The sequence below is a fragment of the Micromonospora thermarum genome, assembly GCF_012034245.1.
In the GTDB taxonomy this organism is placed as follows: Bacteria; Actinomycetota; Actinomycetes; order Mycobacteriales; family Micromonosporaceae; genus Micromonospora; species Micromonospora thermarum.
In genome coordinates, this window is sequence record NZ_JAATEO010000023.1 from 18,607 (window position 1) to 44,808 (window position 26,202).

At 71.4% G+C, this 26,202-nt stretch carries 21 protein-coding genes and 1 pseudogene; 9 read left to right on the forward strand and 13 right to left on the reverse strand.

Features of this window, described 5'->3' with window-relative positions:
- Positions 1 to 98 precede the first annotated feature (98 nt).
- The 3 genes from HCJ94_RS20430 to HCJ94_RS20440 are packed head-to-tail and all read right to left on the reverse strand — an operon-like array spanning position 99 to position 3,643.
- Positions 99 to 1,931, reverse strand: coding sequence for a choline/carnitine O-acyltransferase (locus HCJ94_RS20430; protein WP_168002640.1), 1,833 nt, complete (start codon positions 1,929 to 1,931; stop codon positions 99 to 101).
- Entirely contained in the window at positions 1,928 to 2,779 is an 852-nt protein-coding gene (locus HCJ94_RS20435; RefSeq protein ID WP_168002641.1) for a class I SAM-dependent methyltransferase, read from the reverse strand. The genes HCJ94_RS20430 and HCJ94_RS20435 overlap by 4 nt, the downstream gene beginning before the upstream one ends.
- A gap of 21 nt (positions 2,780 to 2,800) precedes the next feature.
- A complete protein-coding gene (locus HCJ94_RS20440) occupies positions 2,801 to 3,643 on the reverse strand; it encodes a HalD/BesD family halogenase (protein ID WP_168002642.1) in 843 nt (280 codons plus the stop codon).
- A gap of 416 nt (positions 3,644 to 4,059) precedes the next feature.
- Between HCJ94_RS20440 and HCJ94_RS20445 the strand changes: the two genes are divergently transcribed.
- Both HCJ94_RS20445 and HCJ94_RS20450 read left to right on the forward strand, forming a co-directional pair.
- Positions 4,060 to 4,986: an NADP-dependent oxidoreductase gene (locus HCJ94_RS20445; RefSeq protein WP_168002643.1), complete on the forward strand. Its 927-nt coding sequence runs from the start codon at positions 4,060 to 4,062 to the stop codon at positions 4,984 to 4,986.
- Between the two features lie 91 nt (positions 4,987 to 5,077).
- Positions 5,078 to 6,034, forward strand: coding sequence for a TAXI family TRAP transporter solute-binding subunit (locus HCJ94_RS20450; RefSeq protein ID WP_168002644.1), 957 nt, complete (start codon positions 5,078 to 5,080; stop codon positions 6,032 to 6,034).
- Positions 6,035 to 6,067: 33 nt separating this feature from the next.
- Here the strand turns inward: HCJ94_RS20450 and HCJ94_RS20455 are convergent, their stop codons facing one another.
- Together HCJ94_RS20455 and HCJ94_RS20460 are read right to left on the reverse strand one after the other, a co-directional pair.
- Positions 6,068 to 7,549 (reverse strand): sensor histidine kinase, encoded by a 1,482-nt coding sequence (locus HCJ94_RS20455; protein ID WP_168002645.1) that lies wholly within the window; start codon positions 7,547 to 7,549, stop codon positions 6,068 to 6,070.
- Between the two features lie 5 nt (positions 7,550 to 7,554).
- The gene (locus tag HCJ94_RS20460) at positions 7,555 to 8,238 is read right to left on the reverse strand and encodes a response regulator transcription factor (RefSeq protein WP_168002646.1); all 684 of its coding nucleotides are present in this window, start codon (positions 8,236 to 8,238) and stop codon (positions 7,555 to 7,557) included.
- A 177-nt stretch (positions 8,239 to 8,415) separates the two neighbouring features.
- Here HCJ94_RS20460 and HCJ94_RS20465 point away from each other — a divergent pair, with 177 nt between their 5' ends.
- From HCJ94_RS20465 to HCJ94_RS20475, 3 genes are read left to right on the forward strand one after another with little or no spacing between them, the layout of a single operon-like run.
- Positions 8,416 to 9,435 carry a tripartite tricarboxylate transporter substrate-binding protein gene (locus tag HCJ94_RS20465; protein WP_205801610.1) on the forward strand — a complete coding sequence of 340 codons (1,020 nt, stop codon included), beginning with the start codon at positions 8,416 to 8,418 and terminating at the stop codon, positions 9,433 to 9,435.
- Between the two features lies 1 nt (position 9,436).
- Positions 9,437 to 9,898, forward strand: a complete 462-nt coding sequence (locus tag HCJ94_RS20470; protein ID WP_168002647.1) for a tripartite tricarboxylate transporter TctB family protein — start codon at positions 9,437 to 9,439, stop codon at positions 9,896 to 9,898.
- A 24-nt stretch (positions 9,899 to 9,922) separates the two neighbouring features.
- Entirely contained in the window at positions 9,923 to 11,428 is a 1,506-nt protein-coding gene (locus HCJ94_RS20475) for a tripartite tricarboxylate transporter permease (protein WP_168002648.1), read from the forward strand.
- Positions 11,429 to 11,509: 81 nt separating this feature from the next.
- Here HCJ94_RS20475 and HCJ94_RS20480 read toward each other — a convergent pair whose 3' ends face one another.
- Positions 11,510 to 12,004, reverse strand: a complete 495-nt coding sequence (locus tag HCJ94_RS20480) for a nitroreductase/quinone reductase family protein (RefSeq protein ID WP_168002649.1) — start codon at positions 12,002 to 12,004, stop codon at positions 11,510 to 11,512.
- 162 nt (positions 12,005 to 12,166) lie between these two features.
- A complete protein-coding gene (locus tag HCJ94_RS20485) occupies positions 12,167 to 13,381 on the reverse strand; it encodes an epoxide hydrolase family protein (protein ID WP_168002650.1) in 1,215 nt (404 codons plus the stop codon).
- 399 nt (positions 13,382 to 13,780) lie between these two features.
- On the opposite strand from HCJ94_RS20485, the gene HCJ94_RS20490 reads away from it, so the two are divergent.
- Together HCJ94_RS20490 and HCJ94_RS20495 are read left to right on the forward strand one after the other, a co-directional pair.
- Positions 13,781 to 16,567 carry a helix-turn-helix transcriptional regulator gene (locus HCJ94_RS20490; RefSeq protein ID WP_168002651.1) on the forward strand — a complete coding sequence of 929 codons (2,787 nt, stop codon included), beginning with the start codon at positions 13,781 to 13,783 and terminating at the stop codon, positions 16,565 to 16,567.
- Between the two features lie 258 nt (positions 16,568 to 16,825).
- Positions 16,826 to 17,833, forward strand: a complete 1,008-nt coding sequence (locus HCJ94_RS20495) for an IniB N-terminal domain-containing protein (protein WP_168002652.1) — start codon at positions 16,826 to 16,828, stop codon at positions 17,831 to 17,833.
- A gap of 110 nt (positions 17,834 to 17,943) precedes the next feature.
- Here the strand turns inward: HCJ94_RS20495 and HCJ94_RS20500 are convergent, their stop codons facing one another.
- From HCJ94_RS20500 to HCJ94_RS20510, 3 genes are all read right to left on the reverse strand, one after another.
- Positions 17,944 to 19,812: a transketolase gene (locus HCJ94_RS20500; protein ID WP_168002708.1), complete on the reverse strand. Its 1,869-nt coding sequence runs from the start codon at positions 19,810 to 19,812 to the stop codon at positions 17,944 to 17,946.
- Between the two features lie 201 nt (positions 19,813 to 20,013).
- A complete protein-coding gene (locus HCJ94_RS20505; protein ID WP_309227355.1) occupies positions 20,014 to 21,078 on the reverse strand; it encodes an ATP-dependent DNA ligase in 1,065 nt (354 codons plus the stop codon).
- A 122-nt stretch (positions 21,079 to 21,200) separates the two neighbouring features.
- Positions 21,201 to 21,485 (reverse strand): hypothetical protein, encoded by a 285-nt coding sequence (locus HCJ94_RS20510; protein WP_168002653.1) that lies wholly within the window; start codon positions 21,483 to 21,485, stop codon positions 21,201 to 21,203.
- Between the two features lie 324 nt (positions 21,486 to 21,809).
- On the opposite strand from HCJ94_RS20510, the gene HCJ94_RS20515 reads away from it, so the two are divergent.
- On the forward strand, positions 21,810 to 22,757 hold the full coding sequence (locus tag HCJ94_RS20515; protein WP_168002654.1) for an NBR1-Ig-like domain-containing protein: 948 nt from the start codon (positions 21,810 to 21,812) through the stop codon (positions 22,755 to 22,757).
- A gap of 179 nt (positions 22,758 to 22,936) precedes the next feature.
- Here the strand turns inward: HCJ94_RS20515 and HCJ94_RS20520 are convergent, their stop codons facing one another.
- The 3 genes and pseudogenes from HCJ94_RS20520 to HCJ94_RS20530 all read right to left on the reverse strand — a co-directional run.
- A complete protein-coding gene (locus HCJ94_RS20520) occupies positions 22,937 to 23,350 on the reverse strand; it encodes a spore-associated protein A (protein ID WP_168002655.1) in 414 nt (137 codons plus the stop codon).
- 38 nt (positions 23,351 to 23,388) lie between these two features.
- Positions 23,389 to 23,799, reverse strand: coding sequence for a spore-associated protein A (locus HCJ94_RS20525; RefSeq protein ID WP_205801613.1), 411 nt, complete (start codon positions 23,797 to 23,799; stop codon positions 23,389 to 23,391).
- A gap of 222 nt (positions 23,800 to 24,021) precedes the next feature.
- Positions 24,022 to 24,378: pseudogene (locus HCJ94_RS20530) on the reverse strand (MmcQ/YjbR family DNA-binding protein); the annotation flags it as partial.
- A gap of 154 nt (positions 24,379 to 24,532) precedes the next feature.
- On the opposite strand from HCJ94_RS20530, the gene HCJ94_RS20535 reads away from it, so the two are divergent.
- Positions 24,533 to 26,182, forward strand: a complete 1,650-nt coding sequence (locus tag HCJ94_RS20535; protein ID WP_168002656.1) for a glycoside hydrolase family 10-like protein — start codon at positions 24,533 to 24,535, stop codon at positions 26,180 to 26,182.
- The last annotated feature ends 20 nt before the right edge of the window (positions 26,183 to 26,202 follow it).

Here is a 26,202-nt window from a genome sequence, read left to right on the forward strand (position 1 = left end):
GCCGTCGAGACCTGGGACGTCCTGCGGGACCGGGTCCGCCGCCACGCCGACACCAGATCGCGGAGATCGAGCGGCCGACGGCGGACCCGTGACCGGGGCTACCGCTCGTCGAGCAGGTCGCGCAGCTCACGCAACGCTTCGCGGAGCCGGTCGGCGAACGCGTACATCATGCCGGCGACCGGGCGCGGGGTGCTGAGGTACAGGTTGAACCGGTCCGGCAGCAGCACGTACGCGATCCCGATGCAGCGGCTGCTGGTGGCCCCGAACCCGAAGTAGCGGATGCTGGTCGACGGCGCCGAGCTGGTGCTCAGGTAGTCGTCGCGCATCGTGAGCCACCCCGGCGTCTCGTACAGCCGGGACGCCTCGGGCACGCCGAGCGCCGCCCCACGCCGCTTCTGGATCAGCTGCAGCTCCCACAGGTGCTGCTCCGGTGCCGCACCGGCTTGGCACTGCTTCGCCCGTTCGACATGCTTGTCGGCCGCGGCCCGGAACGCCACCCGCCGCTCGTCGGGTGACGCGGCGGGATCGTCCATCGTGGACGCGAACCGCAGCACCTCGGGCGTGACGACGCGCATCGCCTCGGTCCGCCCCCGCAGGTACTGGCGGGTGGCGATGGACTCGTACGTGGTGCCGATGAAGCCCTTGGCCCGCTTGTGCGCGAGCTGGTATGCCATCTGCACGAACGCGTCCGGCGACATCCGCAGCCGCTTGACCTCGTCCACCCCGAACTCGTCGAAGGACAGGGTCACGGTGGCGGTGTCCGCGCCGTATTGGGCGAACGACCGTGCCGCGGCGGCGATGTCGGCCCGCAGCGCGTCGTCGAGCACGAACGTGACCGGCTCGATCGTCGGCACCCCCTGCGCCGTCGCACCCGACTGCGCGGCGTGCTCCTCCGGCGAGGCGGCGAGCATGGTGTCGACGAAGCTGAGAATGGTGGTGCCGTCCAGCCCGCAGTGCTCGACGTTGATGCCGGCCGTGCCGTCGGCGAACACGATGAGGGACACCGCCTTGTCGAACCACCGGTTGCCGCTGTCGCCGTGCAGCAACTGGTCGCAGGCCGCCAGGTCGTCGTCCGGCGTCAGGTCCTCCAGGCACACGCAGAACAGCGCCGTCTCGATGGTGTCCAGCGCCGCGGCGTTGCCGGGATCCAGTGCCGCCAGCCGGTCCCTGGCCGCCGCCCACTCGGCCCGGGCCATGGTGGTGAGATGACCGGCCGCGGTGGCCGTCGCGGCCCGCGCGGCACCGGCCTTCTGCACCTCACGCAGGCCGGCCGCCAGGTCGTCGAGGGAGTACGGGCGCCCGCCCGGGCCGACCACGTGCATCCGGAACGCGTTGCCGCGCTGGAACACCACGATGTGCCGCGCCGTCGACGGGCCCGGCATCTCGTCGCTGTACGGCGCTCGGACGGTGTCCTGCACCGGCCCTGGGATGCGGGTGGTCGAGAACAGGAACTTGTTCTGCTCCATCGACAACGGCTGCCCGCGCGTCACGATCGGCGGGATGCGCTCGTCGTCGAGCTGGATCTTGTAGTTCACGGCGGCGGCGATGAGCCTCGCCGCGCGCTCCACCTGCGGCTCGGCGAACCCGCGCAACGGCGTGTCGCGGAACAGGAAGATGAAGTTGGCGTTCAACGCGATCCGGTCCCGGCGACCGAGATAGCGCGCCGGCCAGAACGTGTCCAGCCAGCTGTGCGTGGCCGGATCCGCGTTGTACCGCACCAGATCGGCGTGCAGCTTCGGCCCCGGACCGTCGGCCCGCCCGAACTCCCGCACGGCGGCCTCGGTGTCGGCGAACTCTTCCTGCGTCAGCAGCGGCGCACACCACTCGAGGAACCGGGCGCAGGTGTCCTCCAGCGCGGGCAACGGCACCCGCGGCAGCGTGTCCTCGTTGTGGAACGTGCTCGCTCGGTCTCCCTGGAATTCGCTGCTCATCGGGCGGCCTTCTGAGTCAGTGACTGGTCATCGTCAAAGGTCAAGGGGTCGGGGGTGCCGATGGGCCGGGAGACGTAGAGCTGAGCGTACAACCACCCGTCGTTCTCCAGGCCCTCCGGATCGACGCCGGCGGCGGACATCGTCTCCAGCACCTGCCGCTGTTCCCGGTCGGACGCGAAACGGCGCTGCCGGAACGTCCGGTTCACCCGCATCGTGTCGTAACCGAGGGCCGCGAGGCTGTCGGCGATCGGTTCGAACGGGAACATCCGCAGCGCGAAATGCGCCATCCACGGCAGCCGGTCCCGGCGGGAGCCGACCACGCGCACGAGCGTCCTGCCGGTGACGTAGCCGAGGCATCCGGTGGAGATCACGATGTCGGCGCCGGCGAGCAGGGCGCGCTGCCGCGCCGTGGGTTCGCGCGCCTCCAGGTCGGCCTGCACGGCGTCGTCGAGGAAGCCGGCGGCCGATGCGTACCCCAGCGCCGGCCGGGACACGTCCAGCCCCACGAACCGGGCCGGGAACCGGTGCGCCCGGACCAGCTCACGATCGCGCTCCAGCAGCGCTTGGCGGGTGCACTCGGCGCCGGCGTAGCGGTCGTACAGGTCGTCCATGGTGGCGTCGCAGCGCAGCAGGGCCGCGTTGACGCCGTAGGAGCAGCCGATGTCGACGACGGTCGGGACGGCCACCTGCCGCGATTGGCGGTACTGCCCGATGATCTGCTGGAAATAGGGCTTGGCGAGTTGGGGAATGTAATAGTCGAGCTCACGCAGGGTGGTGAAATAGGCGCGGGGATCGGGTTGCGTGTAGATGCCGTCGAGGGAAACTTTTCCGGTCCGGTCGAAACGCACGGGGGCGGCTCCTCGCGATTACTAGTCCAGCAACTGGTCGACTCGCACGGCATTGCGCTCGGCGTCGTGGTGCGCGGGCAGGACCCGGCCGAACAGCTGCCGCGTACGGGCGACGCTGCCCATCACGCCGGGGCGTTCGGAGTAGGCGAAGATCGCTGAGTGCCGGGCGGTGGCGCCGCGCACCGCGCTAACCCGGTGCAGCGCGTACCGGCCCTTGAACAGCTGGAGGTCACCGGGGCGCAGGGTCAGGGCCCGCACCGGCGAGCGGTCGGCCCCGGTGAGCACCGAACGGACGGCGTCGAAGTTCTCCGCGTCCGCTGAACGGATGTTCGGGCAGTACTCGAAGACGCCGCCCTCCTCCGGCTCCTGGGTCAACATGCTGACGGTGAACTCGTTGGTGTCGAAGTGCCACGGGTGCTCCATGCCGGGCCGCACGACGTTGAGCACCAGGCCGGACAGCGGGTCGGCGAGCTCGTACAGCTTCGGGAGTTCGAAGCAGGCGGCGACGAAGCGCACGAACGACGGGTCGGTGTAGAGCCGGTGGATGACACTGTCGGTGGGGATCCGGTCGCGCGGGACGAACGCGTTGCCGCGCTGCATGACGATGCGGCCCGGGTGCTCGGCCGGCAGGTCGTCGTCGAACGCGATGTTGTAGACGTTGGTCTCCTCAACGTCGTAGTACGCCAGCGGGGCGACCCCGGCGCCTTCCTGCCGCAGCGCCTCCCAGCTGCTCGGCAGAATGAACTCCGGCAGCACGCTGCACCCGAGTTCGCGCAGTTCGGTGCGCGTTTGGGAAACGACGCGTTCCCATGCGTCGCTTCCCGGGTCGGCCAGTGGATAGCGCGCGGTGTCCACGATTTTCATTTGGACGGACCCCTTCTTCAATGGTCGCGGCATGAAGAAATGTGGAATCCTAACAAGATTGACCGGCGTCTAGTCCATGTTGGTTACATTGTTCACATCGCCGCGGCCGGAGCGCGGTCCGCTGTCAAGTCCACCTACTGGCCAGGTCGCGTCGGAGTTGCCGCGTGTCAGCCAGCGATGGGCAGCCATCGGGGGAGCCAGTACAACTGCCGGCGGGTTCAGCTCCGCACGGAATCGGGGCGCACACCGCGACAGCCACCTCAGCCTCCCGTGCATCACGTGCGAGACGCAGCCTACGACGGGAGCCGAGATCGCCGGTCCTGCCCCGCCTGGCGGGGGCACCGGGAGAGGATGGGGCGGAGCGGAGCCCATCGGGAGGACGGTGCCGCACGGACCTCGCAGCGAGGGGAGCTGTCGTGCAAGCGATCACTGTGCGGGATCGAGAGGCCGGACCGGCCGGACTGACCCTGACCGAGTTGCCGTACCCGCACCTGGCGGAGAACGAGGTCATGGTGCGCGTGCACGCGGCAGGGTTCACTCCCGGGGAGTTGACCTGGCCGGGGACCTGGACCGACCGCGCCGGGCGGGACCGCACCCCCTCCGTTCCCGGGCACGAGGTGTCCGGCGTCGTGACCGAGCTGGGCTACGGCACCACCGGGCTCAGCGTCGGGCAGCGGGTGTTCGGTCTGACCGACTGGACGCGCAACGGCTCGCTGGCCGAGTACGTGGCCGTGGAGGCCCGCAACCTCGCCCCGCTGCCCGCGGACGTGGACCACACCGTGGCTACCGCCGCGGTGATCTCCGGACTGACCGCGTGGCAGGCACTCTTCGTCCACGCCCGCATCGAACCGGGGCAGACTGTCCTGATCCACGGTGCCGCGGGTGGTGTCGGCTCCCTCGCGGTCCAGCTCGCCCGCGAGGCGGGAGCACGAGTGATCGGCACCGGCCGCGCACGGGACCGGGACACCGCGCTGAAGCTGGGCGTCGACGCGTTCGTCGACCTCCAGAACGAGAATCTGGAGGACGTCGGACCGGTCGACGTGGTCTTCGACGTGATCGGCGGCGACATCCGCGACCGCTCCACCGCACTTGTGCGGCCCGGCGGCACGCTCGTCACCATCGCCGGCCCACCGGAGGTCCAGCCGCAGAACGGTCGCGCGATGTTCTTCGTCGTCGAAGCCGACCGCGCCCAACTCACCGAACTGGCCACGCGACTGCGCGACGGGCGACTCACCCCGAACGTCGGAGCCGTCCGGCCCCTGTCGGAGGCGGTGGCCGCATTCGGACCCGACGCTCCCCGAGCGCCCGGGAAGATCATCATCCGCGTCAGAAACGACGACTGACCACGGAGACGCCGTCGCGCCTCGCCCCGTCGTCGGAGATACACCCCGATTGTCGTACCCCCACCGATGCCGCCGTCCGTATCATCTCGGCATGGTGCTGGACCTGGACGGACGGTTCAGCCGGCGGGCGGTGCTCCTGGCCGCCGGAGGGCTGCTCGTCGGTTGCTCCCGGCAGCCCGAGGTCGACGAGGTCCACCTGCGACTGGCGACCGGGCCGGCGGGGGCGGTGTACCGGCGGATCGGCGGCGCGCTGGCCGAACACATCTCCGAGCAGGTGCCGGGTGCCACGGTGACCACCGTGCCGAGCGGGGCGTCCACCGACAACATCCGGATGCTGCGGGCCGGCGAGGTGCACCTCGGGCTGACGAGCCTGGACGCGCTGATCACCACCGACGGCAGCGTGCCCGGGGGGCTCTCGGCGATCTGCCGGCTCTACGACAGTCACCTGCACCTCGTGGTCATGGCCGGTTCGGCGATCGACGAGTTCCGGGACCTTCAGGGCAGGCGCGTATCCCTCGGTGCCCGCGACTCCGGCACGGAGTTCACGTCGCTGCGGGTTCTGAAGCTCGGCCGGGTGAACGTCGATGGTCGGTACCTCAGCCAGGCCGAGTCGGCGGCGGCACTGCGCGCCGGTGAGATCGACGCGATGTTTTCGCTGACCGGCGTCCCGACGCCCGCCGTCACGGAGTTGGCGCAGCGGCACCCGATCCGGCTGATCCCGTTGGACGCGCAGGCGGAACCGCTCTTCACCGCGTACCCCGGTCCCTACACTCCGGCCATGATCCCGGCGACCGCCTACACCGGCGTCCCGGCCACCCGCACCGTCGCTGTGCCGAACGTGCTCCTCGTGCGCAACGACCTGCCCGACGACCTGGTCTACGCCATCACCGACACGATCTTCCGGAACACGGGCACGATCACCTCCGCCAGCCGGGGCGACGCCGAAGCCGTACCCGGGTGGCAGATCAACGTGCGTACCGCGATCTCCACCGCGGCGATCCCGCTCCATCCGGGCGCGGCCGCCTGGTTCCGCGACCGCAAGCGCTGACCCGAGGCAGCGGCACGCCAGCGACGGGGTTCCTCAGACCGGCGACGGAACCGCGTCGCCGGACGACGACACCACCCGCGGAACGGCGGGCAACGCGACCACCGCGGCGAAGCCGTGCCCGGCCCCGTCCGGACGCGGCAGGCCGTCCTCCAGCCGCAGCTCGCCCCCGGCGGCCCCGACCAGGTCGGCGCAGATCGCCAGGCCCAGGCCGGTCCCGGACACGTTCTGGTGCCGGGGCGACCGCCAGAACCGCCGGAGCGCCTGGGGCCGCTCGGACACGTCGATCCCCTGGCCGTCGTCCCGGACAGCGATCGTGACCACGCCTCCGGCCGCGGACGCGCCGCCGTGCCCGGCGCCCGCATCGTCGGGGACGACCCGGGCGGTCACCTCCACCAGCCGCGCCTCCGACAGCCGCAACGCGTTGCTGATCAGCTCGTCCAGGACGCTGCCCAGTCCGCCCGGCGGCTCCAGCAGCCGCAGCCCCGGCGGCACGTCGACCGCCAGTGTCTGCCCCGCCGTCGCCGTCAACGCCCGCCACCGCTCCACCCGGGTCGCCAGCACCGCGTCGAGATCCACCGGCGACGCCGTCCGCATGCTCTCCATCCGCGCACTGGCCTGGAGCGAGTTCAACATCCGCTGCATCGCCTTCAGCTCGTCGACGGCGATGTCGTACACCTGTCGCCCGTCACTCTCCGGCCGCAGATGCGGTTCCAGGCTCTCCACCGCGAGCCGGAGGCTGGTCAGCGGGTTGCGCAACTGGTGCGACGCGTCGGACACGAACGCCCGCTGCCGCTGCACGGCGTTCTCGACGGCGTCCATCATGGTGTTGAACGACTCCGCCAGCCGCCGCAGCTCGACCGGTCCGGCCTCCGCGTCCGCCCGGATCGTCAGGTCGCCCGCGGAGATCCGCGAGGTCGCCGCGTCCAGCTTCCGCACCGGCCGCAGCACCCACGCCGACACCGGCCACGCGACGGCCGCGAGCGCGAGCAGCGGCAGCAGCCCGAGCCCGGCGAGCCGGGCCCAGCGTACGAGGATGCGTTCGCGCGTCTTCGACAGGTCGGAGATCGTCACGACGGCACCGACGACCTCACTGTCCCGGCCCACCGGCTCGGCCACCACGAGGGCGGAGTCGTTCCACGGCGCCCACTCCCAGGACGGCTCGGATCTCGCCCCGGCCAGCGCCGCGGTCACGATCCGGGGCAACGCCGGCTCGGCGCGCGCCGCCTCCTGGTACGCGCCGGCCGGTCCGAGCAGCACCGTGCCCGACGTGTCGATGACCGCGACCGGGATGCCGTAGAGCTCGTGGTAGCGCGTCAGTTCCAGTTGCAGCGCCTCGGTCCGCCCGGTCGACAGCGCGGTGTCGGCCAGCGACGCGAACCGGCCGACGTCGTTGAGCTGGTCGACGTACGTCTCCTGCATCTCCCGCTCGGCAACGGTGACGCTGAGCGGTACCCCGAGCGCCGCGACGAGCAGCACCGCGAGGGGTACCAGGACGACGAGCAGACGGCGGTGCACGGCGCTCAGCCGATCAGCTCCGGCTGGTCGGCCAGGAGCCGATAGCCGACCCCGTGGATCGTGCGGATGACCACGTCCGGCCCCAGCTTGTGCCGCAACGCCGCGATGTGGGTGTCCAGGGTGCGACTCGACGACTCCCACGTCGCGCCCCAGATCTGGTCGAGGATGACGTCGCGGCTCACCACGTTGGGCGCCCGCCGGGCCAGCAGCAGGAGCAGCTCGTACTCCTTGCGGGTCAACGGCACGGGCGTGCCGGCGACGGTGACCTCGCGGGTGCCGACGACGATCCGTATCGGGCCGAGGAGGAGCGGCTCGTCCGGGTGGCTCAGGGCACGGGCGGCCCGGGTGCGCCGCAGGACGGCGTCGATCCGGGCCAGCAGCTCCGGGACGCCGAACGGCTTCACGATGTAGTCGTCGGCGCCGGCCCGCAGGCCACGGACCCGCTCGTGCTCCTCCGATCGCGCGGTCACCGCGATGACGGCGGTCTCCGGGCGGTCACGCAGCTTGCGGATCACGTCGAGGCCGTCGCCGTCGGGCAGACCCAGGTCGACGAGGACGACATCGGACGGCGCGGCACGCACGGCCTCCGCGGCGGTGGCGATGCGGTGGACCTCGAAGCCCGCCTGGGCCAGGACGGTCACCAGACCCCGCGCCACGCGGTCGTCATCCTCGATGACGGTGATCCGCATACCGGCGGATTGTACGGCTCGGATCGACGCTCGTGGTAGCCCTTGAGTTCTTGGGATTCCTCTGACATCCGGCGCATTCCTTGGGATTCCTCTGACACCATCCGCGTCCCGGTCGGCCGAGACTGAGGCCGCGCATCCCACGGACGAATGCGCGTGCGCTGACGAGGAGGCCCCGACATGACAACGACCAGGCACCGGGCCGTCGCTCGGATGATCGCCGTGATCGGCGCCGTTTCGCTCCTGGCCGCCTGCTCCGGCAACGGCGGCGGTGGCACCGGAGGCGACGCCGGGAACTACCCGGACCAGAACATCACGTTCGTCGTACCCTTCAGCGCCGGCGGCCCGACGGACACCGTCACCCGGATGATCGCCGAGCCGATGGCCGCGAAGCTGGGCGCCAAGATAGTCGTACAGAACGTCGAGGGCGCGGGTGGCACGGTCGGCGCCGGCGAGGTCGCGCGGGCCGAGGCCGACGGCTACACCGTGCTCATGCACCACATCGGCATGTCCACGGCGCCCGCCCTCTACAAGAACCTGGGCTACAAGCCGCTCGAGGACTTCGAGATGGTCGGGCTCGTCACCGAGGTGCCGATGACGATCGTCGCCCGCAAGGACTTCCCGCCCGCGACGCTCCAGGACCTCGTGACCCACGTGAAGGCGAACGCCAACAAGGTCACCCTCGCCAACGCCGGCATCGGCGCCGCGTCCCACCTGTGCGGCCTGCTGTTCCAGAGCGCCGCCGGTGTCAAGCTCCAGGAGGTCCCGTACGAGGGGACCGGCCCCGCGCTGACCGACCTGGTCGGCGGCCAGGTCGACTTCATGTGCGACCAGACGACCAACACCAGCGGCCAGATCTCCGGGGGCAAGGTCAAGGCGTACGCGGTCACCACCCCGGAACGGGTGAAGAGCCTGCCCGACCTGCCCACCACGGCCGAAGCGGGGCTGCCCCAGCTCCAGGTCAGCGTCTGGCACGGCCTCTACGCCCCGAAGGGCACGCCGCAGGACGTCGTCCAGAAGCTGTCCGAGGCGCTGAAGGCGGCGCTGGCCGACCAGGCGGTGATCGACCAGATGGCCAAGCTGGGCACCGCGCCGGTCCCGGCGGAGGACGCCACTCCGCAGGCACACCGCACCAAGCTCGAGGAACAGCTCGGCACCTGGGCGAAGATCATCGCCGACGCCGGGGTCGAGGCCTCCTGAGGTGGAACGCCGACGGTCCTTCCCGGACGTCCTCGCCGGAGGAATCTTCATCCTCATCGGTGGCGCATTCGTGGTGGGGTCGCTCAGCTACGAGCTGGGCACCCCGCTGCGGATGGGCCCCGGCGCCTTTCCGCTGCTGGTCGGCGCGACCGTGGCCGCCCTGGGCCTGGCGATCGTCGTCAAGGGGCTCATCGCCGGCGAGGTGGTCGAGTTCGGGCCGGTCCCCTGGCGTGCGGTCGGCGTCATCGTGGTCGCGCTCGTGTTCTTCGGATACAGCTTCCGGGGCCTCGGCTTCGTGCCGACGGCGGCGGTGACCGCCCTCCTCACCACCCTGGCCAGCCGGCAGGTGCGGTTGCCCACGGCCCTGGCCGTGGCCGCCGCGCTCACCGTGGCCAGCACGCTCATCTTCGTCGTCGGACTCCAGCTGCGGATCCCGCTGTGGGGCCCCTGGCTTTCGTTCTGACGCGGCGGCCATCCGGATTGGGGCATGGAACTTCTCGACAACCTCGTACTGGGCTTCTCGACCGCTCTCCTGGTCCAGAACGTCCTCTACTGCTTCGTGGGCGTGCTGCTCGGGACGGCGGTCGGCGTGCTGCCCGGCATCGGACCGACGGCGACGGTGGCGATGCTGCTGCCGATCACGTTCAACTTCGAGCCGGTGACGGCGCTGATCATGCTGGCCGGCATCTACTACGGCGCGCAGTACGGCGGCTCGACGACGGCCATCCTGATCAACCTGCCCGGTGAGTCGTCGGCGGCGGTCACCGCGCTCGACGGTCACGAGATGGCCCGGCAGGGCCGGGCCGGCCCGGCGCTGGCCGCCGCGGCGATCGGGTCCTTCGTCGCGGGCACCCTGGCCACCGTCGCGCTGGCGGTCGCGGCCCCGCCGCTGGCCAGCGTCGCGTTGAAGTTCGGCCCGGCCGACTACTTCTCGCTGGTGCTGTTCGGCCTGATCGTGTCGATCGCGCTGGCCCGTGGCTCGGCGCTCAAGGCGCTGGCGATGATCGCGCTCGGCATCCTGTTCGGCACGGTCGGCCAGGACATCTACACCGGCACGCCCCGGTTCGTGTTCGACCAGCGCGAACTGTACGGCGGCATCGACTTCGTGTCGGTGGCCGTCGGCATGTTCGGGGTGGCGGAGATCCTGCGCAACCTGGAGAACGAGCAGGCCCGCACGGCCATCGTGGGCAAGGTGAAGAACCTCTGGCCGACCCGGGAGGACCGGCGCCGGATCGTCGCCCCGATCCTGCGCGGCACCGGTCTCGGCGCGGCGCTCGGAGTGCTGCCCGGCGGTGGCCACGTGCTGGCCTCGTTCACCTCGTACGCGGTCGAGAAGCGGATCTCGAAGCGGCAGCAGGAGTTCGGGCACGGCGCGATCGAGGGCGTCGCCGGCCCCGAGTCGGCGAACAACGCCGCCGCGCAGACGTCGTTCATCCCGCTGCTCACCCTGGGTCTGCCCGCCCACCCGGTGATGGCGCTGATGGTCGGCGCGTTCATCGTCCACGGCATCACGCCGGGCCCGAACGTGATCGAGGACGAGCCGGCCCTGTTCTGGGGCCTGATCGCGTCGATGTGGATCGGCAACCTGCTGCTCGTGCTGCTGAACCTGCCGCTGATCGGCGTGTGGGTGCGCATGCTGCGCATCCCGTACCAGGTGCTGTTTCCGATGATCATTCTATTCGCCGCGATCGGCACGTACTCGCTGAGCTTCAACCCGTACGACGTCTACGCGATCGTGTTCTTCGGGCTGTTGGGTTACGTCCTGATCAAGTGCGGCTGCGAGCCGGCGCCCCTGCTGCTCGGCTTCGTCCTCGGCCCGCTGCTCGAGGAGAACCTGCGGCGCGCGCTCATCATCTCCCGCGGCGACGCGTCGGTCTTCCTGACCCGACCGATCTCCGCGGTGCTCCTCGCCGTGGCCGTGGCAGCGCTCGTCGTCGCCGTCCTCCCGACGATTCGCAAGCGCCGCGAGGTCGTGTTCGCCGAGGAGGAGTAGTTGTCGTAGCGGGGCAACGGGCGTAGGGAAGCGCCCCTTCAGATCGGGTCCCCACTGCGACGATGGTGGGTCGTTGGCCGATCAGTTTCCCGGCAACGTGTCCGACGCTCCGGGCCTCGGCTCCAGGACCACCACCGCGGTCTCGGACGACCGCAACGCCGCGTAGCCGTCGAGGTTCGTGTCGATCTCGCCCCAGCGGGCCCACAGCCGCGACCGCTCGTCGCCGGTCGCGGCACGCCCACGTACCGGCCGCTGCCCGTCGACCAGATCGACGGTCGCGTCCGGATGCGTCTGCAGGTTGAGCCACCAGGCGGGCTCACCCGCACCCCACCCGTTCATCGCCAGCGTGACCAGGTTCGGCCCGTCCTCGAAATACCCGAGGATGACGCTTCGCTGCTGGCCGCTGCGGCGCCCGGTGGTGGTCAGCCGGAGAGCGCCCCAGCCGTTGGCGCGTGGCCGCCACAGGCCAACCCGACCGCGAAAGACCCGGTACAGGCCCCGGTGCACCGACCAGGCCAGACGGATGAACCAGCGTGGCGGAAGCCACGGCCTTGTCGCCCGCTTCCCAACTGACATGACGACCTCCCACACCTAGGGCGCCATGGTACGAACAGGACGCCAACGCAGCCTCGGGCGTACCAACCGGGTTGTGTCGCAGCTCGGGGCGGCCGAGGGACTCGTCGAGCCACTCGGCCGCCCCGCCCAGCTGGAACGTGTTCAGACCGTCGGGCGCGGTGTCTAGCGGAGCGACCGGAGGCCGGCACGCACCTCTTCCACGAGCAGCCGCGGCTGCTCCCATGCCGCGAAGTGGCCGCCCTTGTCGAGCCGGTTGTAGTGGATCAGGTTGGGGTACGCCTTCTCGGCCCAGCTCTTCGGAGCCTGGTAGAGCTCGTCGGGGAAGACGCTCACGGCGACCGGGATCGTGGTGCCCTTGACGCCGAAGAACGAGTACGGGTTCTCCGCGTAGAGTCGCGCCGCGGAGACCCCCGAGTTCGTCAGCCAGAAGTGGGTGATGTTGTCGAGGACGTCGTCCCGCGTCAGGCCCTCGGGCACACCGGCGAACGTCCGGGAGATCAGCGCCAGGCTCGCCGCGTCATGGTCGCACATCCACGCCGCCAGGAAGACCGGCGAATCCGCCAACCCGGTCAGCGTCTGCGGGCGAGCCGCCATCTGCAGGGCGTAGGTGACGTGCTTCCACACGAAGTCGAGCTGCTCGCACGCCTGCCGCTCCTCGGGTGAGAGACCGGCCGGCAGCGACTCGAGTGCGTTGGCCGCCCCGATGATGTTCTTGTGGAACAGGTTGTCGATCTCGGCCGGGACCACGCCGGCCATGTTGGTGTGGATGCCGAGCAGCCCCTCGGGTGCCTCGGCGGCCATGAGGTCCACGACGATCGCGCCCCAGTCGCCGCCCTGCGCCACGAACCGGTCGTAGCCGAGCCGCTTCATCAGCTTCACCCAGGCGCGACCGATACGGTCCGGGCCCCAGCCGGTCGTCGTCGGCTTGCCCGAGTACCCGTAGCCGGGCATCGACGGGATCACCACATGGAAGGCGTCCTCCGCGCTGCCACCGTGTGCGGTGGGATCGGTCAGCGGCTCGATGATCTTCAGCTGTTCGATGATCGAGCCCGGCCAGCCGTGCGCGACGATGAGCGGCAGGGCGTTCTCGTGCTTCGAACGAACGTGGACGAAGTGGATGTCCAGTCCGTCGATCTCGGTGATGAACTGCGGGAACGAGTTCAGCCGCGCCTCGACCTTGCGCCAGTCGTACTCCTCGGCCCAGTAGCGCGCGAGTTCCTGCATCGTGGCGAGCTGCGGGCCCTGCGACTGGTCGTCGACGGTCTCCTTCTCGGGCCAGCGCGTGGCCAGGATGCGCTCTCGCAGCTCCTTGAGCTCCGCATCAGGGACCTCGACCGTGAACGGCCGGATCGCTGGCGTTCCCCGTGTGGCAGACATGCGGGTTCCTTCCCGTGTGATTGAAGATCGAGATGGGCCTTGTGCCCTCTACCGCGGCGAATGGCACGTCGGCCACTTTTCGCCGGGCGCATCTCGGGTGCCCGTCCACGATCGCCAAGGCGGGGGTGTGTCGCCCCAGGGAAACCCACGGGTTCGGTCCCGTGGCCGGACCCCGGGGTCGCGCCGTTCGCGCCGGAGCCGGCGACCTTCGGTCGCGTCAGGTGTGGTCTGGGGCAATTCCGCGCCGGGAATGTGAAACAAGGGGCGGTTACGACCCGGCCGGCCCTGCGGGGTGGGGTCGCCCGTTGTGGTTTGCACGCGGCGCGGCCGACCCCGATTTGATTAAAATGACCGTATTGGTCGCACCGGCTGCCACGCAACGACCAGGAAGATCGACTCATGGGGGTGCCCGCCATCGACACGCGGGTCGAACTGCGGGGCCGGGGCCCGGAGCTGGCCGCGCTGGATCGGCTGCTGGCCACAGCGCGGGCCGGTAGCAGCGCCGTCCTGGTCCTCCGCGGGGAGGCGGGGATCGGCAAGACCGCGTTGCTGAACTACGCAGTCGGCCGGGCGGCCGGGTTCCGTACGGTCGCCATCGCGGGCACCGAGTCGGAGATGGAGCTTCCGTTCGCGGTCCTCCATCAGCTCTGCGCGCCGATGCTGGGTCGGCTCCATGAGCTGCCCGGACCGCAGCGCGACGCGTTGTCCGTCGCGTTCGGGCTGCGGGAGGGCGAGGCGCCCAACCGTTTCCTCGTGGGCCTGGCGGTGCTCGGTCTGCTGGCCGGCGCCGCCGAGGACCGGCCGTTGGCCTGCCTCGTCGACGACGCGCAGTGGCTCGACGACGAGTCCATGCAGGTGCTGGCGTTTGTCGCCCGGCGGTTGATGGCCGAACCGGTCGCTTTGATCTTCGCCCTGCGGGAGCGCGCTCGCGAGCTGGCCGGTCTGCCGGAACTGCTCGTCGAGGGGCTCAGCGAGCCGGACGCGCGTGCCCTCCTGGCGTCGGCCTGCCCCGCGCCGCTCGACCCGCTGGTGCGGGACCGGATCGTCGCCGAGGCTCACGGCAACCCGATGGCCCTGCTGCAGCTGCCGCACGCCCTCGCGCCCGCTGAGCTGGCGGGCGGGTTCTGGCTTCCCGGCAGGCACCCCGTGGCGAACCACCTCGAGAATGCCTTCTACCAGCAGTTCCTCGCGCTGCCGCCAGACAGTCAGCGGCTGATGGTGACCGCCGCGGCCGAGCCGACCGGAGACGGTGGCCTGCTGTGGCGCGCAGCCGGTCTCCAGGCCATCCCGATGGATGCCGCACTCCCGGCCGAGAGCAGTGGACTGGTCGAGTTCGGCGCCAGGGTACGCTTCCGCCACCCGCTGGTGCGCTCCGCCGTCTACCAACGGACGCCCCCGCCGGATCGCCGGGCGGCGCACCGAGCGTTGGCGCAGGCCACCGATCCCCAGCTCGATCCTGACCGCAGGGCGTGGCATCTCGCTCAGGCCGCCACCGGACCGGACGAGGGCGTCGCCGCCGACCTGGAACGCTCTGCTGACCGGGCTCAGGGCAGGGGTGGAGCCGCCGCCGCCTCGTTCCTGCGGCGGGCGGCGGAGCTGACGCCCGATCCCGCGCGACGCGTCACCCGGGCACTGGCCGCCGCTCAGCTCGACATCGACGCCGGCGGGGCGGAACAGGCCGAGAACCTGCTGGCGGTCGCGGAGGCGGGCCCACTCGACGACCTGCGGCGGGCCCGACTCGAGCGGCTGCGAGCCCGGCTGGTGTTCTCCCGGCTACGCTGCCGCGACGCACCGCGGCTTCTGCTCGACGCCGCACACCGGCTCGCACCCCTCGACGGTGCCCTTGCCCGTGACACGCTGCTGGAAGCGTTCGGCGCGGCGATCTTCGCCGGCCGGCTCAGCGACGGGCCCGGGCAGCGGGAGGTCGCCGAGGCAGCCCGCGCCGGACCCCCGCCGCCGACCCCGCCACGGGCGGTCGACGTCCTTCTGGACAGCATGGCCGGCCTCGTCATCGATGGCCACGCCGCCGGCGTCGACGCTCTCCAGCGTGCGCTGCACGTCGTCCGTCGGGAGCAGGAGAGCGGCGCGCCGGATGCGGACAGCCGGTGGCTGTGGCTGGCGTTCCGGGTGATACCCGAGCCGCTGGTGCCGGAACTGTGGGACGACGACGCGTGGCACGAGATGGCGAGCGCCGCCGTCCGTATCGCCCGCGACACCGGTGCGCTCTCCGTCCTCCCCGTGGCACTGACCTACAAGGCGGGCTACCACGTTTTCGCGGGAGAGTTCCGTACCGCGTCGGCGCTGATCGACGAAGCGACAGCGATCTCGGAGGCGACGGGCGGCGCACCCATGATGTACACGTCACTGGTCCTCAGTGCCTGGCGGGCAGAGGAATCCGAGGCGATGGCCCTCATCGAGAGGACCATCGACGAGGTGGGTGCCTGGGGTGAGGGGCGAACGGTCAGCCTCGCCCACTACGCAACCGCGGCGCTGTACAACGGCCTCGGCCGCTATGAAACAGCGCTGGCAGCCGCGACCCGCGCATGCCAGTACGAGGATCTGGGCTTCTTCGGGTGGGCACTGGTCGAACTGATCGAGGCGGCCGCCCGCAGCGGTCAGCCGGAGGCCGCCGGGGCGGCGCTGGACAAGCTCACCGTACGCACCCGCGCGAGCGGAACCGAGTGGGCCCTGGGCGTGGAGGCCTGCTCACGGGCGCTCCTGAGCGACGACCAGGTTGCCGATGCGCTGTACCGGGAGGCGATCGAGCGCCTCGGACGCTGTCGAGTCGCCGTCCACCTGGCCCGGGCGCATCTGCTGTACGGCGAGTGGCTGCGTCGCCAGAACCGCCGGCAGGAGAGCCGTACGCAGCTGCGCTGCGCCTACGAGGCGTTCAGCCGGATGGGAGCCGACGGTCTCGCCGAGCGCGCCCGCAGGGAGCTTCTGGCGACCGGGGAAACCGTGCGCAAGCGGACGGCCGGAACGGCCACCGAACTCACCAGCCAGGAGGCCCAGATCGCCAGGCTGGCCAGGGACGGACACACCAACTCCGAGATCGCCGCCCAGATGTTCATCAGCCCCCGCACCGTGGAGTGGCACCTCGGCAACGTGTTCGCCAAGCTGGGAGTCAGCTCACGCAGGCAGCTCCGCAGCGTGCTCTCCTCTCCCAAGGCTCCGCCGACGGTGTGACGGCAACGGACGACGCCCCGGGTCGATGAGGGACGCCCCGGGGGCGCACCCCCTATGGCCCCTATCGCCGGCAGGATCGACCCGGGGGCCGCGGGACCTGTCCCCGGTGGACGGATCCCCGTCCTCCCTAACGTCGCGAGCGGTGCAGGCCCTGATCGGGTCGGCAGTGTTGCGGGCGCATCCCCGATGTGCCGTCCCCGCGTCGGCCATAGCGTCGCTGTCAACGCTCGATGGCCGTTCCCGGAGGAGTACCCGCACATGGACTCGTACCAGACCCTGCACGCGGATTCGCACCAGAGTGTGCAGGCGGATACGCAGCAGGCCCCGCACGTGGACGCGCACCAGACGGTGCACGTGGACGCGCACCAGACGGTGCACGCGGAGGGGCACCAGACCCTGCACGACTTCGTGCTCAACCTGCTCACCGAGCCCGCCGCCCGGACGGCCTTCGAGCTCGACCCGCAGGGCGAGCTCCTGGCGGCGGGGCTCACCGACATCACCGCCGCGGACGTGCAGGAGGTCGTCCCGCTGGTGGTCGACCACGTCCCGGCGTACGGCGTCTCCACGGTCACCTCGGCGACCGGTCAGCTCGGCTTCGGGCCGCTGGTGAGCGACGCCACCGACGTGGTCAGCCAGTTGCAGAACGTCACGCAGCAGATCAGTGTCAGCAGCTCGGACAGCGGGGTGGGTGTCGCGGCCGGCACCCTGGGCGCGATCGCCGTGGACCCGAGCGCCGTGGCGGCAGGGGCGTACGTGCTGCCGGGGATCGGCGTGGGCGTCGGGCCGGACGGCCTCGCCACCGACCTGACCGGGGTGCACGACGTGGCGTACACGCTCGACGCGGACGTGGTGGGCGCGGTGGAGACCGCCTCCGCCCCGGCGGTCGGGGATGTCACCACCACGGTCGCCAACCCGGACTCGCTGCTGGGTGCCACCGACTCCGGTCTGCTCGGCGCCCCCGACGGCCTGCTCGGCGGCCCCCTCGCTGGTACTCACGGCCAGGTGGAGGGCGTCGTCGCCTCGCTCGGTGTCGACAGCACCCTGGGCGGGCTCGGCCTCGACGACGGCACCGGCGGCCTGGTCCCTCCGGTCGACGTGCCGTCCACCGTGGGCGGCGTCACGGGCCAGGTGGACGGAGTCATCTCCGGCGTCACCGGCGGCGTCGACGCGGGCGTGAGCGGCCACGTCTACGGTGACACCGGCGTCCACGGCGAGGCGTCCGCCTCGACCGGCGGGGCGCTGGGCATCACCGACGGCCTTCTCTGACCGTACGCGCGACGGGAGAGGGCCGGGCCGCCACGCGGACCCGGCCCTCTCCCGTCGGGACACGGAACAACGGGCACGGCGACCGCCGGGAACCGCGCGGGCACCGGCGGTCAGCGCGTACGGGCCAGCAGGGCGCGCGTCGCCTCGACGATGGCGGTCACGCCGATGCCTGCCTGGTCCATCAGCTCGGTCGGCGTCCCGGACGTGGGCAGTCCGCGTACCGCCAGCCGGGTCACCTGCGCGGGCACGGCGAGGTCGGCCAGCGACTCGAGAACGGCGGAGCCGAGGCCGCCCTGCGGGTAGTGGTCCTCGACGACCACCAGCCGGCCGCCGGTGTCCCGGACGGCGTCCAGCAACCGGTCCGAGTCCAGGGGCTTGACCGAGTACAGGTCGATGACCCGGGCGTTGATGCCCTCGCCCGCCAGTTCGTCGGCGGCGGCGAGGCAGTTGTGCACCGTCACCCCGGCGCCGATGAGCGCGACGTGGTCGTCGTCGCCGCCGCGCACCTGCTTGCTACCGCCGATCGGGAAGGACTCGTCGTTGTCGTAGAGCACGGGGTGCGCGCCCCGGGTGGTGCGCACGTAGGTGATGCCCTTGCAGTCGACCATCTGGGCGACCAGCGCGACGCAGGACACGGCGTCACTGGGATAGAGGACGGTGGAGCCGTGGATGGCGCGCATCGCCGCCAGGTCCTCCAGCCCCATCTGCGACGGGCCGTCCGCCCCGATCTCCACGCCGGCGTGGGACCCGGACAGGGCGATGTCGGCGCGGGAGATGGCGGCCATCCGGATGAAGTCGTACGCGCGGGAGAGGAACGCCGCGAAGGTCGAGGCGAAGGGCCGGTAGCCGCGCACCTGCAGCCCGACCGCCGCGGCGACCATCTGCTGTTCAGAAATGAACATCTCGAAGAACCGGTCGGGGTACGCCTCGGCGAACCGGTCGGCGCGGGTGGAGTCGCTGACCTCGCCGTCCAGCGCGACCACGTCCGGCCGCGAGCCCAGCGCGCGCAGCGCGTCGCCGTACGCGTTCCGGGTGGCCACCTTCGCGCCTCGGTCGTAGCGCGGCAGCTCCGGCGGCCCGCCGGTGGTGGTGGCGGGCGGGACCAGCTCGGGCCGCGGCCCGGTGACACGAATCTGGCGTACCCCGCCGAGGGCCTCGACGGCCTGCTCGGCCGCCTCGGGTTTCATCGGCTTGCCGTGCCAGCCCGGCTGGTTCTCGATGTCGGGCACCCCCTTGCCCTTGAGGGTCCGCGCGAGCACCACGGTGGGGCCGGTTGCCTGCCGGGCCCGGCCCAGCGCGTCGTCGATGGCCGCCAGGTCGTGGCCGTCGACGACGATCGCCTGGCAGCCGAACGCCTCGACCCGTCGCCGGTAGGTGTCCAGGTCCCAGGCCAGCTCGGTCTCACCGCGTTGCCCGAACCGGTTCACGTCGACGATCGCGGTGAGGTTGCGCAGTCCGTAGTGGCCGGCCTTGTCCAGGGCTTCCCAGACGGAACCCTCGGCCGTCTCGCTGTCCCCGCAGAGCACCCACACGTGGAACGGCAGCTGGTCGAGGTACTGGCCGGCCAGCGCGATCCCGACGCCGACGGGCAGTCCCTGCCCGAGCGAACCGGTGGCGACGTCGACCCAGGGCAGCGCCGGCGTGGGGTGTCCCTGCAGGCGTGACCCGAACTGGCGGTACGTGTCGACCAGCTCCTGGTCGGTGATCGCACCGACGGCCTTGAAGACCGCGTACAGCAGCGGGGAGGCGTGGCCCTTGGAGAAGATCAGGTGGTCGTTGGCGCGACCATCCGGGTCCGCCCAGTCGTACCGCAGGTGCCGGGAGATCAGTACGGCGAGCAGGTCGGCGGCCGACAGGCTCGAGGTCGGATGACCGGACCCGGCCTTCGTGCTGCACCGGATCGCGTCCACCCGCAACTGGGCGGCGACCTCCGCCAGGTGGCTGACGTCCTCCGCGCGCAGCGTGCGCTCCGCTTCCATCGTCACCGGCATCGCCTCCAGCCATCGGTGGTCACCGCCAGCCCCTGCGCACCCGGGCCGTCCGGCCACACGGCTGGAGCAGCTCTCCGCTGACCGGCTCCGCACCCACGCTAGTCAAGAAAGTTCGGCGTCGTCCGGTAACACCGATTTGTTCGACCGGCACCTGGGGTTGCCCGACTCAGGGCCGGCACCCGTCGCGTTCTACTGCTCCCCGAAGTAGCCTTCCTCCTCCCCGAGCAGCAGCGGCACGTCGTGGACCGCCACGTCCGGGCGGGCGCGGGCGTACCTCACGCGGTGTCGCCACCGCTGGTGCTCGAAGGCGACGTCCGCGTCGATCTCCACCACCACGGTCGGGTCCACCTGGACGTACGGCAGCGGCTCCGGGCGTTCCAGCTGGCCCGACCACGAGGCCGGCAGCGGTTCCGGCCACGGGTGGGCGACGGCACCGCGTCGTGGGGGCCGCACCGGGGACAGCATCTCCGCGAGCTCGGTTCGCTGGGCGTCGGTCAGCGGGTGGGTCCGGCCGGTGTACCTGAGGTGGCCGTGTCGGTCGAACCGGGCCAGCAGGGCGCTGTCCGGGTCGTGGATGCTGCCGGTGACGCCGCCGACGATCGCCTCCGTGGTGATGTGGGTGCGGTACTTCCACCAGCCACGGCGGCCCGGCTCGTACCGCCCGTCGCGTCGCTTGCTCACCACCCCCTCGATTCCCGCCGCGACGGTCCACTGGACCAGCCAGTCCGCCACCTGCCTCATGTCGGTGGTCCGCGGTGTGAGCGTGAGTGGGGCCGGCGCGCCGGCGAGCAGCCGCTCGAGGCGGGCCCGCCGCTCGGACAGCGGCAGGTCCAGGACCACCTGCCCGTCGGCGTCCGCCAGCAGGTCGAACAGCACGTAGTGCGCCGGGCACTCGCGGGTCAGGCGCAGGAGGCCGCGCCCGGCACTGACGCGCCGCTGCAGCTGCGCGAAGTTCGTCCGCCCGCGGTCCCACACGATCAGCTCGCCGTCGAGGACCACGCCCGGCGGGAGGGCGGCCCGAACGACCCGGGTGATGTCCGGGAAGTAGGTGGTCAGGTTCCGGCCGGCTCGCGACTGGACGTACACCCCGTCGTGCTCGCGGAAGACGATGGCGCGCCACCCGTCCCATTTCGGCTCATGGATCAGGCTCGGGCCGTCGGGCACGGCATCGACCGGCACGGCGAGCATGGGCGCGACCGGCCGGCGCAGCCCCGGCTCCGCTGTCGCGGCAGCCCGGCGCCGGTCCGGACTCACCGCCCGCACGGGCGGTGGAGATTCCTCATTTCGCCCCCTCAGGTCATGGTGGGGGAGAGGGCACCGGGCCGGGGCGGAGATCAGCGACTACGGATCGGGGTAGGTCGGCATGGCGTGGCTGGTCAGCGCGACGGTGGCGAGGCCGCCTCGCCCGGGTGTCTCCTCTCGTGCGTCGCGCCCCACACCGCCACCCCGGCCAGGACGACGGCCTGGGCGCCGGCGGCGATCATCAGTGCGTGGGAGACGCCGGTCGCGAGAATGCCGGTCACCATGACCAGGTGGGTGTAGATCGCTGCCCGACCGAGGCGGGCCGGGTCGGGAATGGCCTCGATGGCCGCGGGAAACACCGCCCCGGCCCGGCGGAGGTAGATCCGCCACATCGGCACCGTGGTCGCGAAGGACACCACGGTCGGTAGCACCCGATGAAGGCACGGAGATTGGGTGCCGCCGACGTCGGACCGATCGAGTGGTGAAAATCTCGTATGACGTCGCGCCGGATGGCGGTGATCCAATTCGCCGCAGCTCACGAGTGTTTTCGCGTCGCGCGTCAGGGTCTCCGGCGCGAGACGGACCCGTATCGCGTCCAGGACCGGTGGAATCGGCGAAAAGGCGTGACCTCTGCTTTTGTCCGCCGCAGTCGCTCTGCGGGTCGAGAAAGGAAATCACCGTACGGATATGGTGGCCCACGCGCCGGCCGCGCTTGCCTGCTCGGTTCTGACGAGGTGGGGGAAATGGAGAAGGAAACGCAGGACCAGGATCGGGTGCCGCGACGGCGGGGACGACGGCCGACACGTCCCGATTCCGGTTCCGGCGCGGTGGGCGCCTTCGCCGACCGACTGTGGCGGTTGAAGCAGGAGGCGGGCGATCCCTCGTACGAGGAGATGTCGGTGCGGCTCGGCGCCGCGGCCTCGAAGTCGTCGCTGGCCGCCGCGGCGCAGGGCCGGAATCTTCCCAGTTGGGAGACGACCTGGGAGTTCGTACGAGTTCTCGCCGTCGACCGGCTGGGCCACGACCCGCAGGCCACTGAGAAGGAGTGGCGGGAACGCTGGATGCGGGCCAAGGCTGGCGAGCACTCGGCGGACACCGCGCCGGGGGCCGACACGGTGCCGGAACCGCCCCGGGCGGCGGAGACGTCCACGGCTTCCGAGGGGACGCCACCGTCCGGGACCAGCGAGATCGAGAAGCCCGGCCCGATGCGCCGTCGACGCATCGGCATCGCCGGCGTCGCCGCGGCCACGGCTGTCCTCACCGGTGCCGGTCTCGGGCTCGTCATGCTCGATCGGCGGGCGGGTGAGCGGGATGCGGGTGTGGCACCGACGGTCGCCGCCTCGCCCGACCATGACGACTCCCGGTTCGAAGGCGACATCACCTATCCCGACGGGTCTCTGGTGCCGCCCGACTCCTCGTTCACGAAGGTCTGGAGGATCCGCAACACGGGCACCGTGCCCTGGGCCAACCGCTTCCTGGCGCGGGTGAACGACGATCCCTGCCAGGCGCCGAAGGCCGTCGCCATCCCGCAGACGAGGCCGGGAGAGGCCGTGGACATCGCGGTGACCGTCCGGACGCCCCGCACACCGGGTCGCTGCAAGATCTACTGGAAGATGGCCGACGAGCAGGGACGCACGCTCTTCCCGCTCAAGCGTCCGGTCTTCCTGGACGTACGGGTCGGTCGCCCGTGACCGCCGCGCCGGCCGGTATCTCCCCCACAGCGGTCCGAGGGCTCCGATCCGCACGGTGAGGCGGCGAAGCCCTGCCGGGTCCCGCCGGCAGGGCTTCGTCCCCTCGCGCTACTCCTCGCCCACGGACACCATGTCGGTCGTCCGGTGGCCGGGAAGCGATCTACCTGGCCATCGGCGGGTCAGCCGCAGTTGGTGCCGCGCTTGCCGCCCTCGGTGCCGCTGATGCGGCCCATCCAGTCCACACACCTGTCCGCCGCGGACAGGTAGATCGGACCGGCGTAGGACCGGTAGTAGCCGCCGTCGTAGGCCGTCCAGTGGTTTCCGACCGGGTGAACCGCCAGGCCCGCCTCGACGAGCACCGCCGAGCCGGCCGTGTTCCGCTTGGCGACCACGCAGTTCTTGCCCGTGGCCGCGTTGTAGGTGAGGAACACGGTCCCCTTGGAGCCGATCGCGGCGGAGTTCACGACGCCGTAGCCGGACCCGCACTCGCCGCCGTAGGTGGCCGCGTACGCCGGGGTCGCCGCGGCCAACGCTCCGGCCGTCACGGCGGCGGTGACGGCGACGGTCGCGGCCGTGGTCCTGACGAGCTTCATGTGCATCTCCCTGCTGTCAGTCGGGTCTGTCGGTCGGGTCAGCCGCAGTTGGTGCCGTAGCGGGTCCTGGAGGCGGTGCCGATGGTGCCGCCCCAGTCGACGCACGAGCCCGCCGCCGACACGTACACCGGCCCCGCGTAGGTCGTGAAGTTGCCGCTGTCCTTGGTCCAGGACGAGGTGCCGGAACGGCGCAGGTAGGCCTCCATGAGCGTGGCGGTGCCGGGCCTCTCCCGTACGGTGACGACGCAGTTCCGGCCGGAGGACGAGTTGTAGGTCAGGTACACCGTGCCCCGGTTGTCGGGAAGGTCGATCAGGTTGACGACGCCGTAACCGGAGCCGCACTGCCCGCCGTAGAGCGCGGCCTGCGCCGGTGCGGCATGGACCATGGTCCCCGCCGTCACGGCCGCGGCCGTGAGTCCGAGCGCGGCGAGTCTCTGCGAAATGCGCACGACGATGCTCCCTCTCTGCTGTGGGTCGTTGCGCACATGACGCTGGCATTCGGCGCCGGGCGGCACCAAGCCATCTGCGTCCAGGGATCGTCCACTGGAGAATTCGGAGAAACAAACGCCAGGTCAGCGGCTCGGCCGGGGGAGATGGCGCACGGCCGGGGGGTCGCTCGACCTACCGATCGCTCTGCTCGGATCGGGGTTCGCCGGGCCGGCGCCGTCGTCGAGGCCACCGACGAGCGAGTCCGGGGCACGCATGCGCCATGCGTCGGTGACGAGCTCCGTCAGGCGATCGACGCCGACCCGCGCCAGCCGCAGCATGACCAGCGGCAGCCCGTCGTATGCCGGCGTGGTGAAGAAGAGGTCGGGCTCGCCGAGGAGCAGCGCCTGCTTCTCCGCCTCGTCACCGACGTACAGCACGGCGATGTCGGTGCGGATGACCCGGGACGTCCCGGGCCTGCGTTCGGGGTAGGACCAGACGAACCCTTTGTCGGCGACCCGGAAGTCGAAGCCCTCACTGTCGATCTCGACCACGTGCGGCAGTGCCAGCGCCAACCGGCGGACATCGTCGGCGTCAGCCATCGGGGCCCCTCCAGGACACCGGCTCCAGCATGCCGACAGCCTAACCACCGGGCCCACACGTCGACGTGCGCCGTGATCAGCAGCCAGCCTTAGCTGACCGTTAAGTAACGGTCCAACTGGTGCACCGGTGGTCCGTCGTCGGCAGACTGGGGCGATGCCCGACCTCGATCAGCCCGCTCCACCCGCCCGACGCCGTCGTGCCCAGGCGACCGTCGCGGCGGTCGTCGCGCTCGCCGTGGCGGTCGCGGTCGGCGCCTGGTCGCTGCGGGACCGGGTTGACGGCGACGGCGGTGCACCGGACGGCGCGGCGGCCTTCGACGCCGGCCCGGTGGGCGGCGCCCCCGTGTGCGCCGGCCGGGCGGCCCGGGCTCCCCGCGAGTTGCGGGGTATGTGGATCACGACGGTGAACAACATCGACTGGCCGAGCCGGCGCGGGCTCCCGGCGGAGACGGTGCGGGCGGAGTTGCGGAGCTGGCTGGACCTGGCCGTGCGGCACAACCACAACGCGGTCTTCGTGCACGTGCGACCCAGCGGGGACGCGCTCTGGCCGTCGAGGTACGCGCCGTGGTCGGAATGGCTGACCGGGCACCGGGACGGCCGCGACCCCGGCTGGGACCCGATGGAGTTCATGGTCGCCGAGGCCCACGCCCGCAACCTGGAGTTCCACGCCTGGTTCAACCCGTACCGGGGCGGGCAGCCGGCGACGGTGGGCGGGCCCGGCCCCAGGCTCGACCGGCTCGCACCGACCCACCCGCTGCGGCGGCATCCCGACTGGGCGGTGACCTATCCCAGTGCCGACCAGCCCGGAAGCCGCCTGTACTTCAACCCGGGCATCCCGGAGGCGCGCACGTTCGTCGAGGACTCGATGCTGGAGGCGGTCGAGCGGTACGACGTCGACGGGGTGCACTTCGACGACTTCTTCTACCCGTACCCGGAGGCCGGGCAGGACTTCGCGGACGACGCGGCGTTCGCCCGGTACGGCCGTGGGTTCACCGACAAGCACGCCTGGCGCCGGGACAACGTGAACACGCTGGTCCGCGAGATGAGCGAGCGGATCAAGGCGACAAAGCCGTGGGTGAAGTTCGGCATCAGCCCGTTCGGCATCTGGCGCAACAAGCGCACCGACCCCGCCGGCTCCGCGACGGCCGGTTTGCAGAGCTACGACGACATCTACGCGGACACGCGGCTGTGGGTACGGAAGCAGTGGCTGGACTACGTCGTGCCGCAGCTCTACTGGCACATCGGGTTCGGCAAGGCCGACTACGCCAGGCTGCTGCCGTGGTGGACGGCCACGGTGCGGGGTACCCGGGTGCAGCTCTACATCGGCCAGGCCGACTACCGGGTGGGCGAGCGCGGCGCCTGGCGCGACCCGGGTGAGCTGGACCGGCAGCTCGTCCTCAACCGCCGGCACGGCGTGAGCGGGAGTGTGCACTTCAGCGCCCGGCAGGTGCGCGCTGACAAGCTCGGGGCGGTCAGCCGCTACAGCGCGGCCCACTACGCCGGCCCGGCGCTGGTGCCCACGATGGCGCAGCTACCGGCGGCACCGCCGGCCGCGCCCACGCCCATCCCCCCGCGGCGTGAGGATGGCGGCGGGGTGGTGCTGGGCTGGCGCGGGCACGATGCGGCGAGCTTCGCCGTCTACCGGGTGGACGGCGACACGGCCCGGCTTGTCGGCACCACCCGGGGCACCCGTTGGGTCGACCGCACCGCCCCGGCCGACCGCCCTGTCTCGTACTGCGTGTCGGGGCTCGATCGCAGCGGGAACGAAGGTCGACTCAGCCCGCCGGTCCAGCTCGACGCGTAGTGGGAGCGGGCCGCTGGGGC